The organism is Pseudomonas sp. ADAK2 TE3594 (assembly GCF_053628675.1).
Genome location: NZ_JBRJGV010000001.1, coordinates 1,465,465 through 1,479,507, shown reverse-complemented (window position 1 = coordinate 1,479,507; position 14,043 = coordinate 1,465,465). Strand labels below are relative to the sequence as shown.

Sequence of the window (14,043 nt, the reverse complement as noted above, 5' to 3'; positions counted from 1 at the left end):
CGAACAACTCCGATCAATGTAGGAGCGAGGCTTGCCCGCGAAGGCGATCCAACAGACGCCATCGCATCCCCGCCCAAACAAAAACGGCAACCTCGTTGGGCTGCCGTTTTGTTTATGCCTTACCGATGACTCACGCCAGACGCGACAGCATTTCCTTGGCTTCGCTCTTTTGACCCGCATCGCCCTCGGTTACCACCTCATTGAGGATGTCCCGAGCGCCGTCGTTGTCGCCCATGTCGATGTAGGCCTGGGCCAGGTCGAGTTTGGTGGCGACTTCGTCGGTGCCGGAGAGGAAATCGAAGTCCGGCTCATCAGCCGCGGAGGCCAACGCGTCTTCGGCGGTGAAGCTAGGTTCACCTAAACTCTGGGACAGACGATCCAGCTCAGCGTTGACGTCGTTGAGTTCACTTTCGAAGGCATCAGGCTGATCGCTTTCGAGGGCGTCAAGCTGATCCGGGGCGGCGTCCATTTCATCGGCCAGCGACAGATCGAAGTCCGCCGGCAGCTCCAAGTCGTCAAGCGGTACCTCTGTCACGGTTGGTGCTTCAGCAACAGGCAAGTCCTTGAGATCCTCATCCAGACTCAGCAGGAAGTCATCTTCGGCCAGGGTTGCCGGCGAGGCGTCGCCGCCCAGATCCATGTCCAGGTCGAAGTCCGACAGATCGTCGAGGTTTTCCTTGATTTCAGTCTGTTGCTGCAACACCGACTCAAAGCTCAGATCGTCGTCCAGCGGGAATTCGTCCAGCTCAGCCAGAGCTTCTGGTGCTGGTGTTGACTCTGGTGCTGGCTCTGGCACTGCCGCAACAGCAGGCGAGATTGGAGTAGCCGCCTCCAGATCGTCCAGGCTCAGATCGAAGGCGCTGTCGAAGTCGGACAATGCCGGTTCCGGGGCTTGCGGTTCGTCCAGCAACAGGTCCTTGACGTACTGCGCATCCAGCTCAGCGGCGATGGCGGCGGCGGCCAAACCGCTAGCCGCCACAACAGCCATGGCCGGGAAGCGGCTTTTCAATTCTTCAACCCGGGCGAAGTTATCGCCGTTGGCCACCAGCTGACGCTCCTGAGCGACGAACGCATCGCGGTCGCCCTGCTGACCGTAGACTTCCATCAACTTCAAGCGCAGGTCACTGCGTTGCGGCTCTTGCTTGATAGCGTCTTCCAGCAATGCAGCGGCCTGATTCAGACGACCGCCCACAATGTGCGACTGCACCTGAGCCAGTACGTCGTCGGAACGCTCGGAACGCTCGGCGGCACGCGATACCAGTGGCGCAGCGATCGGCGGCGTTACCACAACTGGAGTAATCACCGGGGCCGGCGCGGGCGCAGGTGTTGGTGCGGTCGCAAGTTTCACGCTCGGCGGCGGAACTTCCAGACCTTCGAAGCTGCTTTCCGGCAGGTCCTGGTCGGCGGAGAACTCTTGCTCCTCCGCCAAGGCACGGGCCATGCGCAGATGCTTCTCGGCCTCTTGCTGGGCTTTGCGGCGACGGGCCAGCAACAGCAGCAAGAGCAGCAGCACCACCGCACCGCCACCCACCAGACCCAACAGGATCGGGTTGGTCAGCAGCTCATCGAATTTCTGATCATCGGATGTCGCAGGTGTTGGCTCGACGGCTGGCGCCGGAACGGCTTCCGGTGCAGCAGCCTCTGGTGCAGGTGCAGGCGCCGGAGCCGGAGCCGGAGCCGGAGCCGCATCCGCAGGCGCTGCCGCAGGACTGGCCGCCAGCTCAGCCGACATCGCCGGAGCGGTCGTAGCCGCCGCCGGTGCGTCCGCGCCGCCTTCGGCCTGCAACTTGGCCAATTGGTTGTTCTTCAGTTCGATCAGGCGTTGCAGCTTGTCCAGCTGACTTTGCAGATCGCTCATGCGGCTTTTCAGTTCAGCGTTGTCACGACGAGTAGTGTCGAGGCTTTCCTGGGTGACGGCCAGTTTGTTGCTCAACTCTTTCGCATCACCAGCGGCACCTTTGCCACCGTTGCCGGTGTCGGCGGAGACCAGGCTCAGTTTGTCTGTGGCGGCTTGCGACGAAGCACCTTCACCGCGAGCGCGTTTGGTGGCGTCGAGTTGCTGCTGACCTGTCCCCGGTTTCGCCACGTAGCGACGCCCCTGACGCCAAGCGGTGTTCTGCGCGGCGACCTCAGCGACGGCCTTGGGTTGTGGCAGGTTGGTGCTCTGCACCTGATCAGGCAGGCGCAGCACCTGACCGGTTTTCAGTCGGTTAATGTTGCCGTCGATGAACGCATCCGGATTCATCGCCTGGATGGCCAGCATGGTCTGCTGGATCGAACCGCCATTACGCGCCTTCGCGGCGATTTCCCACAGGGTATCGCGCGGCGTGGTGGTGTGTTGCGACGGCGTGGTGGCGCCGGTGACTGGCGCGGTCACTATTTGGGATGGCGCCGGTTGCGCGGCCGCATCGGCGGTTTGCGGCGAGAATTTGGACGGATCGAGCAGCACGCTGTAATCGCGTAGCAAACGACCGTTGGGCCACATCACCTGAACCAGGAATTTCACCATCGGTTCGGACAGCGGTTTGCTGGACGTGATGCGCAGGATGCTTTTGCCGCTGGCGTTAAGCACGGGGGTGAAGGTCAGGTCATTGAGAAACGCCTGACGATCGACACCGGCCTTGGCGAAATCTTCGGGCGAGGCCAGGCTCGGCACCACTTCGGCAGCCGTGAGGTCCTTGACGTCGAGCAACTCGATTTCTGCTACCAGAGGCTGGTTCAGCGTCGATTTCAGGGTCAATTCCCCGAGCCCGAGGGCATGCGCCATACCGGAGGACAGCGCCGAGGCGGCCGCTATTGCTAACACCAGTTTGCGAACTTGAACCATAACCTCTTCCTTTGTTTGAACATTCCTCGGCCAGCGAGAAGGTGTTGATTGCCGCTGCCGTAAGGCATTGCGCGCGGCGGCGAAGGGTCGTCGCGCGCGATCATTTCATTCATGCAATGGGAAGCCCTGCGGGGTGGCTCACCTTAAGCATTCCGGCCGAGCATGACGCTCGACGGGAATCATTCGATAAATTGTTGCCAAGTATCTTTTACAGCAGGTCTTTTATCAACAATTCAGCCACCTGCACAGCATTGAGCGCGGCGCCTTTGCGTACGTTATCTGACGTCAGCCACACATTTAGTTCCGCCGGGTCGTCGATCCCGCTACGAACCCGACCAACGTAAACCACGTCCTGCCCTACCGCATCGCCTACCGGGGTCGGGTAATCGCCCGCCTCGACCAGTTCGATACCGGGCGCTGCCTCCAGAGCCGCGTTGACTTTCACCAGATCGACAGCGCTCGACGACTGCAAGGTCACGCTAAAGCTATCGCCAAAAAACACCGGAGCTTGAATGCAAGTGACGGAAATCTTTAATGAAGGTAGCGCCATGACCTGACGCAGTTCGCGCACCAGGCGTTTTTCCAGCAACGTATGACCTTGAGCATCAGGTGTACCGACTTGCGCCAGCAGGTTGAACGCCATCTGCCGATCGAAAAACGCTGGCTCCAGCGGGCGCACATTGAGCAGCTCGGCGGTTTGCCGGGCCAGCTCGGTGACCGCTTCGCGACCTTGGGCAGAGACCGCCAGACATGCCGTCAAGCTGATGCGTTGCAGGTCGAGCAAACCGAGCAACGGCGCCAGCACCACCGCCAGCGTCGCAGCCGAAGGGCTTGGGCTGCTGACCTGGAAGGGCTTTTTCAGGCTGGCCAGAATTTCAGCGTTGGCCTCAGGCACCACTTGCGGCGCCTGATCGGCCGGCAAGGCGCCGGACAGGTCGATCAGCGAGCAACCGGCGGCCGTGGCACGCGGAGCGAAACTGAGGGTCACCGCCGGACCGGCGGCAAAGAACACCAACTGGACTTTGCTGAAATCGAACTCATCGACTTCCCGCACCCGCACGTTCTTGCCGCGAAACGGCACCGAATGACCGGCCGATTCACTGCTCGCCAACAGGTGCAGGTTACCGACCGGAAAGTCCCGCTCTTCGAGAATCTGGACGAGTGTTTCGCCGACAGTACCGGTGGCGCCGATCACGGCAATATCAAAGGACTGGCTCATGGTTCTACCTCTGGCGGAACGGGGGGAGCGGCACTTTACCGGGTGGTTGGCAGTGAGGCAATTCGACAGGGGATTTGTGGTGGGTGTACCGGCCTCTTCGCGGGCAAGCCTCGCTCCTACAAGGTGAGTGTCGAACCCATCATCGACTCGGTCCTGTAGGAGCGAGGCTTGCCCGCGAAGAGGCCCTGACAGACGGCACAACTCCAAAAAAAAACCCGCACCTCTTTCAAGGCGCGGGTTCTTCATTACTTCAACAGATCAACGCTCAAGCAGAATCCGCAGCATGCGACGCAGCGGTTCGGCCGCGCCCCACAGCAGTTGGTCGCCGACGGTGAAGGCACCGACGAACTGCGAACCCATGTTCAGCTTGCGCAGACGGCCAACCGGCACGTTCAGGGTACCGGTAACCTTTGTAGGGCTCAGCTCCTGCATGCTGATCTCACGGTTGTTCGGCACCAGTTTGACCCAAGGGTTGTGCTGGCTGATCAGCCCTTCGATGTCGGCGATCGGCACGTCTTTGTTCAGCTTGATGGTCAGCGCCTGGCTGTGGCAACGCATGGCGCCGACGCGCACGCAGATGCCGTCCACCGGGATCGGGCTCTTGAAGCGACCGAGGATCTTGTTGGTCTCGGCCTGGGCCTTCCACTCTTCGCGGCTCTGACCGTTCGGCAGTTCCTTGTCGATCCACGGGATCAGGCTGCCGGCCAGCGGTACACCGAAGTTTTCAGTCGGGTACGCGTCGCTGCGCATGGCTTCGGCAACACGGCGGTCGATGTCGAGGATGGCGCTGGCCGGGTCGGCCAGTTGATCGGCGACAGCGGTGTGGGTCACACCCATTTGCTTGATCAGTTCACGCATGTGCTGCGCGCCGCCACCGGAGGCCGCCTGATAAGTCATGGCGCTCATCCACTCGACCAGACCGGCTTCAAACAGGCCGCCCAGGCCCATCAGCATCAGGCTGACGGTGCAGTTGCCGCCGATGTAGTTCTTGGTGCCCGCGTCGAGCTGCTGGTCGATGACCTTGCGGTTCACCGGGTCCAGCACGATCACCGCGTCATCCTGCATGCGCAGGCTGGAAGCGGCGTCGATCCAGTACCCCTGCCAGCCGGCTTCGCGCAGTTTCGGGAAGACTTCGCTGGTGTAGTCGCCACCCTGGCAGGTCAGAATCACGTCGAGGGTTTTCAGCTCTTCAATGCTGTAAGCGTCCTTGAGCGGAGCAATGTCCTTGCCCACGGACGGGCCTTGGCCACCGACATTGGAAGTGGTGAAAAACACCGGCTCAATAAGATCGAAATCCTGCTCTTCCAGCATCCGCTGCATGAGCACGGAACCGACCATACCGCGCCAACCGATCAGACCTACACGTTTCATCGCAACTACACCTTCTTAAAAGTGGGCCGCTGCTTTCATGGTTGAAAGTTGCAGCGGGCCAAAGAGATTACAGATTCCGCAGCGCGGCGACTACTGCATCGCCCATTTCCTGCGTACCGACCTTGGTGCAACCGGCCGACCAGATGTCGCCCGTGCGCAAGCCCTGATCCAATACCAGGCTCACGGCCTTCTCGATAGCATCGGCCGCATCCTGCAGATTGAAGCTGTAACGCAGCATCATCGACACCGACAAAATGGTCGCCAACGGGTTGGCAATGCCTTTGCCAGCGATGTCTGGCGCCGAACCGTGGCACGGCTCGTACATGCCTTTGTTGTTGGCATCCAGCGACGCCGACGGCAGCATGCCGATGGAGCCGGTGAGCATCGACGCTTCGTCGGAAAGAATGTCGCCGAACAGGTTGTCGGTGACGATCACGTCGAACTGCTTCGGTGCACGCACCAGTTGCATGGCGGCGTTGTCGACGTACATGTGGCTCAGTTCGACGTCCGGGTAGTCCTTGGCCACTTGCTCGACGACTTCACGCCACAGTTGGCTGGACGCCAGAACGTTGGCCTTGTCCACCGAGCACAGCTTCTTGCCGCGTACGCGGGCCATGTCGAAACCGACACGGGCGATACGGCGGATTTCAGTTTCGCTGTACGGCAAGGTGTCGTAGGCCTGACGCTCGCCGTTTTCCAGCTCGCGCACGCCACGTGGCGCGCCGAAGTAGATGCCGCCGGTCAGCTCACGGACGATCAGGATGTCCAGGCCGGCCACGATTTCCGCCTTCAGGCTGGAAGCCTCGGCCAATTGCGGGTACAGGATCGCCGGGCGCAGGTTACCGAACAGACCCAGTTGCGCACGGATTTTCAGCAGACCGCGCTCAGGGCGGATGTCACGTTCGATGGTGTCCCATTTCGGACCGCCCACGGCACCCAGCAATACCGCATCGGCGGCGCGGGCACGGGCCAGGGTTTCATCAGCCAGCGGCACGCCGTGCTTGTCGATGGCAGCGCCACCGATCACGTCATGACTCAGTTCGAAGCCCAGGCTGTACTTGTCGTTCGCCAGCTCCAGCACCTTGACTGCTTCGGCCATGATTTCCGGGCCAATACCGTCACCCGGGAGAATCAGAATCTGCTTGCTCATGCTTTCCTCATGTCATCAGTCGGCGCGCCCGCGGGCGCACCCGGAAAAAGTCTTGGCGCTTATCGTTCAGCCATCAGCACGAGTACATCTGTACTGAACGAACCATCGGCCTCAATCTCAAAATATTCGCGAACTTCACTGCCCATCGATTGCTGCAACTCGCGGATTGCCGCGCGCATCACCTGCGGCGTGCGCATGCGCTCGACCCAGGACGTGTATTCAAGGCGCAGCCGTTGGCGCGTGGTGCTGCGGGTGTGCAACCCCGCTTCGCTGACCTGACGCAGCCACTCGCCAGCAGAATAATCGCGCACGTGGCTGGTGTCGCGCAGCACTTCGACGCTTTGCAGGTAAGTGTCGAACAACGGGCTGCCTGGTGACAACACATCGATGAACGCCGCCACCCCGCCCGGCTTCAGCACCCGACGAACTTCGCGCAGGGCCAGCCCGAGGTCGCCCCAATGGTGCGCCGAATAGCGGCTGAAAACGAAATCGAACTCGCCATCGGCGAACGGCAGGCGCTCGGCGGCACCGAGCACGGTGGACACATTGCTCAAGCCGCGATCGACGGCTGCCGCGGCCACCACGTCGAGCATCTGCTGAGACAAATCGTAAGCCACCACTTCCTTGACCAGCGAAGCCACATGAAAACTCACATGACCGGCACCGCAACCGAGGTCGAGCACGCGAGCATCGCCCTGCCCCGCCAGTTCAGCCTGTAGCAGCGCGAACTCAGTGCCTTGAGCGTGTACGGCGCTGCTCAGATAGGCCGAGGCCTGTTCACCGAATTGCTTTTGTACTACCTGACTGTGCTGGGTGGTGCTGGTCATGGGGACTTCCTTTTGGGAGTGAGTCTTGTGGTGTCTGTGCGGGCCTCTTCGCGGGCAAGCCTCGCTCCTACAGGGGAATGCATTTCAACCGTAGGAGCGAGGCTTGCCCGCGAAGGCGTCATCGAGCCTTACGCAAAATCACGCGTCGCGAAACAACCATGGCTGGCTCGCACGATGTTTGGCTTCAAACGTGGCAATCGCCTCGTGGTCCTGCAAGGTCAGGCCGATGTCGTCCAGGCCATTGAGCAGGCAGTGCTTGCGGAACGCGTCAATCTCAAAGCTCAACACCTTGCCATCCGGACGGGTCACGGTCTGAGCCTGCAGATCAACCTGCAACCGATAGCCCGGAGTCGCCTCAACCTGCTGGAACAGTTCATCAACCTCAGCGTCGCTCAGGATGATCGGCAGCAAGCCGTTCTTGAAGCTGTTGTTAAAGAAGATGTCGGCATAGCTCGGCGCGATGATGCTGCGGAAACCGTACTCTTCCAGCGCCCAGGGCGCGTGCTCGCGGCTGGAGCCGCAACCGAAGTTTTCGCGGGCCAGCAACACGCTGGCGCCCTGATAACGCTCGGCGTTAAGGACGAAGTCCTTGTTCAACGGGCGCTTGGAGTTGTCCTGATACGGCTGCCCGACATCCAGGTAACGCCACTCATCGAACAGGTTCGGGCCGAAACCGGTGCGCTTGATCGACTTCAAGAACTGCTTCGGAATAATCTGGTCGGTGTCGACGTTGGCACGATCCAAAGGCGCAACAAGACCAGTGTGCTGGGTAAAAGCTTTCATGCTGCGCTCCTTTAGATCAATTCACGGACGTCGACGAAACGACCGTTCACAGCGGCGGCGGCGGCCATGGCCGGGCTGACGAGGTGCGTACGGCCACCGGCGCCCTGACGGCCTTCGAAGTTACGGTTGGAGGTCGAGGCGCAATGCTCGCCCGACTCCAAACGGTCCGGGTTCATCGCCAGGCACATCGAGCACCCCGGCTCGCGCCATTCGAAACCAGCTTCGAGGAAAATCTTGTCCAGGCCTTCGGATTCGGCCTGAGCCTTCACCAGCCCCGAACCCGGCACCACGATGGCCTGCTTGATGGTCGAAGCCACTTTGCGGCCCTTGGCGATCACGGCAGCGGCGCGCAGGTCTTCGATCCGCGAGTTGGTGCAGGAGCCAATGAATACGCGGTCCAGCTGAATGTCGGTGATCGCCTGATTGGCGGTCAAACCCATGTATTTCAAGGCGCGTTCGATGGAGCCACGCTTGACCAGGTCCATTTCCTTCGCAGGATCGGGAACATTTTGATCCACCGCCAAGACCATCTCTGGCGAGGTGCCCCAGCTGACTTGCGGCTTGATCTGAGTGGCATCGAGCTCGACGATGGTGTCGAACTTGGCATCCGCGTCGGAAACCAGGTCTTTCCAGGCCTCGACAGCCAAATCCCATTCCGCGCCTTTCGGAGCAAATGGACGGCCCTTCACGTAAGCCACGGTTTTTTCGTCAGCCGCCACCAGGCCAACGCGAGCGCCGGCCTCGATGGACATGTTGCAGATAGTCATGCGGCCTTCGACCGACAGATCGCGAATCGCGCTACCGGCGAATTCGATGGCATGGCCGTTACCGCCGGCGGTGCCGATTTTGCCGATCACGGCGAGGACGATGTCCTTGGCGGTCACGCCGAACGGCAATTGGCCTTCGACCGATACCAGCATGTTCTTCATCTTTTTCGCGACCAGGCACTGCGTGGCGAGCACGTGCTCGACCTCGGAAGTGCCGATACCGTGAGCCAAGGCACCGAACGCGCCGTGGGTCGAGGTATGGGAGTCGCCGCAAACCACGGTCATGCCCGGCAAGGTTGCGCCCTGCTCCGGGCCGATGACGTGGACGATGCCTTGGCGGACATCATTCATCTTGAATTCGACGATGCCGTATTCGTCGCAGTTATCGTCGAGGGTCTGAACCTGCAAACGCGAGACCTGGTCGACAATCGCATCGATGCCGCCCTTGCGCTCCGGAGTAGTCGGAACGTTGTGGTCCGGGGTCGCGATATTGGCATCGATGCGCCAAGGCTTGCGCCCGGCCAGACGCAGGCCTTCGAAGGCTTGCGGCGAAGTCACTTCGTGGATGATGTGACGATCGATATAGATCAGCGCCGAGCCATCGTCGCGCTGCTTGACCAAATGCGAATCCCAGAGCTTGTCGTAGAGCGTTTTGCCGGCCATCAGACGGTTCCTCATCAGCTTGTTTCTATGCCCCGGATTTTGAAAGTTTCAATAACCCTTTGGCTTGTGAGGTCGATCCTAGGGGGTTACATTAAATAACTCAAATTCATATTTTTCATGCTTTGCATAACCAACTGGAATGCCACCGAGACATCATCATGGACCTCGCCAACCTCAATGCTTTTATCGCGATTGCCGAGACCGGAAGCTTCTCCGGCGCTGGCGAACGGCTACACCTGACGCAACCCGCCATTAGCAAGCGCATCGCCGGGCTGGAGCAGCAATTGAAGGTACGGCTGTTCGATCGTCTGGGCCGGGAAGTCAGCCTGACCGAAGCCGGTCGCGCCCTGCTGCCACGGGCCTATCAGATTCTCAATGTGCTGGATGACACCCGCCGCGCCCTGACCAACCTGACCGGCGAAGTCACCGGTCGTCTGACATTGGCCACCAGTCATCACATTGGCCTGCACCGTTTACCGCCCTTATTAAGGGAGTTCACTCGACGTTACCCACAAGTGGCGCTGGATATTCAGTTCCTCGATTCGGAAGTGGCTTACGAAGAAATCCTCCATGGCCGCGCCGAACTGGCGGTAATCACTCTTGCACCGGAGCCCCACGCACTGGTCAAGGCCACGCCCGTGTGGGACGACCCGCTGGATTTCGTGGTCGCCCCGGAGCATTCGCTGATCGCTAACGGTCCGGTCAGCCTGGCGGATATTGCCCTGCACCCCGCGGTTTTCCCCGGTGGCAACACCTTTACCCACCACATCGTGCAGCGCCTGTTCGAGGCCCAGGGCCTGACGCCGAACATCGCCATGAGCACGAATTATCTGGAAACCATAAAAATGATGGTCTCGATCGGCCTCGCCTGGAGCGTTTTGCCGCGCACCATGCTGGACGATCAAGTGGCGCGCATACCTTTGCCGGGCATACAGCTCACTCGCCAGCTAGGCTATATCCTGCACACCGAACGGACGCTGTCGAACGCGGCACGGGCCTTCATGGCCCTGCTGGATGCACAAATCGATCAGCCAGGGACTCGCGGCTAAGCTGTGCTTCTTCTTTTTGTGCTACGCCTATAGAGCCCCAAAACCCTGTGCCTAACGCCCAATTCAGCCCAAGGCCTGTTATCCATGCCCAAATCTGTTGAACGTATGCCGCCGATGCCGCGAATTCAGGCACTTGACCCCAAACGGTCCGAGCAGAGCTGGGAAAGCGCCCCGCAGTTGCTGGCGGCCCTCAACGGCGCTCGGCTCGGCGCCTGGTATTGGGACATCGAGCGGGGGCAAATCAGTTGGTCCCGGGGGACTCAGGCGTTGTTCGGCTTCGATCCCCGGCAACCGTTGCCCGAGGACCTGGAATACCTCGACCTGCTGCCCCAGGAGGATCGGGCGAAAGCCATCCGCGCCTTCAATGCAGTGATTGCCGGCGCTCCGCTGGAACAGGCCATGCACCACCGCATCCGCTGGCCCGACGGCAGTCTGCATTGGCTGGAAATCAATGGAAGCCTGCTGCCGGACAAGAACGGCCGGCCGCGCATGATCGGGGTCATTCGTGAAATCACCCATCAGCGCCAGCGCGAACAGGCGCTGAGCAGCTCGGAAAAACGCTTCGCCACGCTGTTTCACCTGTGCCCGAACATGGTCCTGCTGACCCGTCAGGAGGATGGCCTGATCAGCGAAGCCAACCAGTATTTCGAAAGCCTGTTCGGCTGGCCGGTGCAAGACGCCATCGGCCGAACAACGCTGGAACTGGGCCTTTGGGTCAACCCGGAGCAACGGGTGCAACTGGTCAAGGCCACCAAGGCCAAAGGCGAGCTTATCAACATGGAGGTACAGTTTCGCGCCAGCAATGGGCAGGTTCACGACGGCATCCTCAGCGCGCAAAAGGTCGAACTCGAAGGTCAGCCTTATCTGCTGAGCACGTTCCTCGACACCACCGAACGTAAAATTGCCGAGCACGCCCTCAAAGACAGCCAGGAACGCCTCGACCTGGCCCTGGATTCGGCGCAACTCGGCACCTGGGACTGGCACATTCCCAGCGGCATGCTTTACGGCTCGGCGCGTGCCGCCCAGTTGCATGGGCTGGAGCCCAAACCCTTCCATGAATCCTTCGATGCATTTTTCGAAGGAGTGCCCGACGAAGAACGCGGCACCATGCGCGACGCCTACCGCAGCCTGCGCGAAGGCCCGGCCGGCAATTACCAGCTGACTTACCGCGTGCAGCTAACGGATGGCAGCTCGCGCTACCTTGAAAGCCGCGCCAGACTCTACCGCGATGAACAGGGCAACCCGCTGCGCATGGCCGGCACGCTGCTGGACATCACCGATCAGGTGGAGCGCGAACAGCAACTGGTGGCGTCGGAAGAGAAATTCGCCACCTTGTTCCAGGTCAGCCCGGACCCGATCTGCGTTACGCGCCAAGACACCGGTCACTTCATCGAGATCAACTCCAGTTTCACTCAAACGTTCGGCTGGAGCACCGTCGACGTGATTGGCCGCAGCGCCGACGAAATCGGCCTGTGGGATGCCTCGGCGAAAAGCCTGCAAAGGATCGAGCGGGTCATCCGCGAACAGGGCCTGAACAATGTCGCGATCATCGTCCAGCACAAGGACGGACAGTCCCTGACCTGCGTGATATCGAGCCGGCAGATCAGCGTCGGCGACCAACCCTGCATCGTCACCACCCTGCGCGACATCACCCAGCAGCAACGCTCGGAAGCGGCACTCAAGGCCAGCGAGGAGAAGTTCGCCAAGGCCTTCCACTCAAGCCCCGACGCCATCACCATTACCGAGCGCGACACCGGACGCTACCTGGAAGTTAACGACGGTTTCTGTCGCCTGACTGGCTACCGCGCCGATGAAGTGGTCGGCCGCACGGTGTATCAGGTGGGCATCTGGGCCGAAGAGAAACAACGCTCGGCGTTGCTGGCGGAACTACAGATCAAGGGCCGGGTTCACCATCAGGAAATGCTCGGGCGCAACAAACGCGGCGAGTTGCTGACCGTCGAAGTCTCGGTGGAGCCGATCACCCTCAACGAAACGGCGTGCCTGCTGCTGACCGCCCGGGACGTCAGCTTGCTGAAAAACGCTGAAGCACAGATCCGTCACCTGGCCTACCACGACCCGCTGACCAACCTGCCCAACCGCGCCCTGTTGATGGATCGCCTGAGCCAGCAGATCGCCCTGCTCAAACGCCACAACCTGCGTGGCGCGCTGATGTTCCTCGACCTCGATCACTTCAAGCACATCAACGACTCCCTCGGTCACCCGGTGGGCGATACGGTGCTGAAGATCATCACTGCGCGCCTTGAAGCCAGCGTGCGCATGGAGGACACCGTCGCGCGCCTGGGCGGTGACGAATTCGTGGTGTTGCTCAGCGGTCTGGAAGGCTCGCGCAGCGACGTCAGCGTTCAGGTCCGGGAATTGGCGGACACCTTGCGCGAACTGCTGTCCGAACCGATGTTCCTCGACGGACAGCGCCTGCAAGTGACGCCGAGCATCGGCATCGCGTTGATCCCCGACCACGGTTCAACCCCGACCGACCTGCTCAAACGTGCCGATATCGCCCTTTACCGCGCCAAGGACTCGGGCCGAAACACCACGCAGATGTATCACAACACCATGCAGAAGGCCGCCAGTGAACGCCTGCGCATGGAAACCGATCTGCGCCTGGCCCTTTCCCGGGGTGAGTTCAGCGTGCAATACCAACCTCAGGTGGACGCCCGCGACAATCGCATTACCGGCGCCGAAGCCTTGGTACGCTGGCACCATCCGCAGCTGGGTGCGCAATCGCCCACCGAGTTCATCAAGGTGCTGGAAGACAGTGGGCTGATTCTGGAAGTCGGCACGTGGATCCTCGATGAAGCCTGCGCGGCCTTCAAACATCTGATCGCCAAAGGCCTGATCGACCCGCTCGATTTCAGCCTGTGCGTGAACATCAGCCCACGACAATTCCGCCAGACCGATTTCGTCGAACGCATCGAACACAGCCTCGGCAGCTACGGCCTGCCCTGCTCGTTGCTAAAACTGGAAATCACCGAAGGCATCGTCATCCAGAACCTGGACGACACCATCAGCAAAATGCGGCGCCTGAAAAAACTCGGCGTGAGCTTTGCGATGGACGATTTCGGTACCGGTTATTCCTCGCTGACCTACCTCAAGCGCCTGCCGGTGGACACCCTGAAAATCGACCAGTCGTTCATCCGCGATGCCACCACCGACCCCAACGATGCCGAAATCATTCGCGCCATCGTCGCCATGGCGCGCAGCCTGGAGCTGGAAGTCATCGCCGAAGGGGTGGAAACCCTGGAGCAACTGGCGTTTTTGCAGGGGCTGGGCTGCCATTTGTATCAAGGGTACTTGCACAGCCGGCCGCTGCCGGTGGAGGGGTTTCAGAAACTCCTCAAATGAGTCGGACACAGGCACAAAAAAGGG

Annotated in this window: 9 protein-coding genes; 2 read left to right on the top strand and 7 right to left on the bottom strand. The window is 60.7% G+C overall.

What is annotated here, in order from left to right; genetic code table 11:
• Positions 1-130: 130 nt before the first annotated feature.
• From AB7M22_RS06805 to leuC, 7 genes are all read right to left on the bottom strand, one after another.
• A complete protein-coding gene (locus AB7M22_RS06805) occupies positions 131-2,827 on the bottom strand; it encodes a FimV/HubP family polar landmark protein (protein WP_454185659.1) in 2,697 nt (898 codons plus the stop codon).
• A 208-nt stretch (positions 2,828-3,035) separates the two neighbouring features.
• The gene (locus tag AB7M22_RS06800) at positions 3,036-4,046 is read right to left on the bottom strand and encodes an aspartate-semialdehyde dehydrogenase (RefSeq protein ID WP_454185658.1); all 1,011 of its coding nucleotides are present in this window, start codon (positions 4,044-4,046) and stop codon (positions 3,036-3,038) included.
• Between the two features lie 258 nt (positions 4,047-4,304).
• Positions 4,305-5,417 (bottom strand): aspartate-semialdehyde dehydrogenase, encoded by a 1,113-nt coding sequence (gene asd, locus AB7M22_RS06795; RefSeq protein ID WP_008007205.1) that lies wholly within the window; start codon positions 5,415-5,417, stop codon positions 4,305-4,307.
• Between the two features lie 67 nt (positions 5,418-5,484).
• Positions 5,485-6,567, bottom strand: coding sequence for a 3-isopropylmalate dehydrogenase (gene leuB / locus AB7M22_RS06790; protein ID WP_008007203.1), 1,083 nt, complete (start codon positions 6,565-6,567; stop codon positions 5,485-5,487).
• A 59-nt stretch (positions 6,568-6,626) separates the two neighbouring features.
• Entirely contained in the window at positions 6,627-7,394 is a 768-nt protein-coding gene (locus tag AB7M22_RS06785) for a class I SAM-dependent methyltransferase (RefSeq protein WP_454185657.1), read from the bottom strand.
• A 138-nt stretch (positions 7,395-7,532) separates the two neighbouring features.
• Complete coding sequence (leuD, locus tag AB7M22_RS06780) at positions 7,533-8,177, bottom strand: 3-isopropylmalate dehydratase small subunit (protein WP_454185656.1); 645 nt, start codon at positions 8,175-8,177, stop codon at positions 7,533-7,535.
• An 11-nt stretch (positions 8,178-8,188) separates the two neighbouring features.
• Positions 8,189-9,607: a 3-isopropylmalate dehydratase large subunit gene (gene leuC, locus AB7M22_RS06775; protein WP_454185655.1), complete on the bottom strand. Its 1,419-nt coding sequence runs from the start codon at positions 9,605-9,607 to the stop codon at positions 8,189-8,191.
• 158 nt (positions 9,608-9,765) lie between these two features.
• Between leuC and AB7M22_RS06770 the strand changes: the two genes are divergently transcribed.
• The gene (locus tag AB7M22_RS06770; protein ID WP_008007197.1) at positions 9,766-10,656 is read left to right on the top strand and encodes a LysR family transcriptional regulator; all 891 of its coding nucleotides are present in this window, start codon (positions 9,766-9,768) and stop codon (positions 10,654-10,656) included.
• Positions 10,657-10,740: 84 nt separating this feature from the next.
• A complete protein-coding gene (locus tag AB7M22_RS06765) occupies positions 10,741-14,019 on the top strand; it encodes a PAS domain S-box protein (protein WP_454185654.1) in 3,279 nt (1,092 codons plus the stop codon).
• The last annotated feature ends 24 nt before the right edge of the window (positions 14,020-14,043 follow it).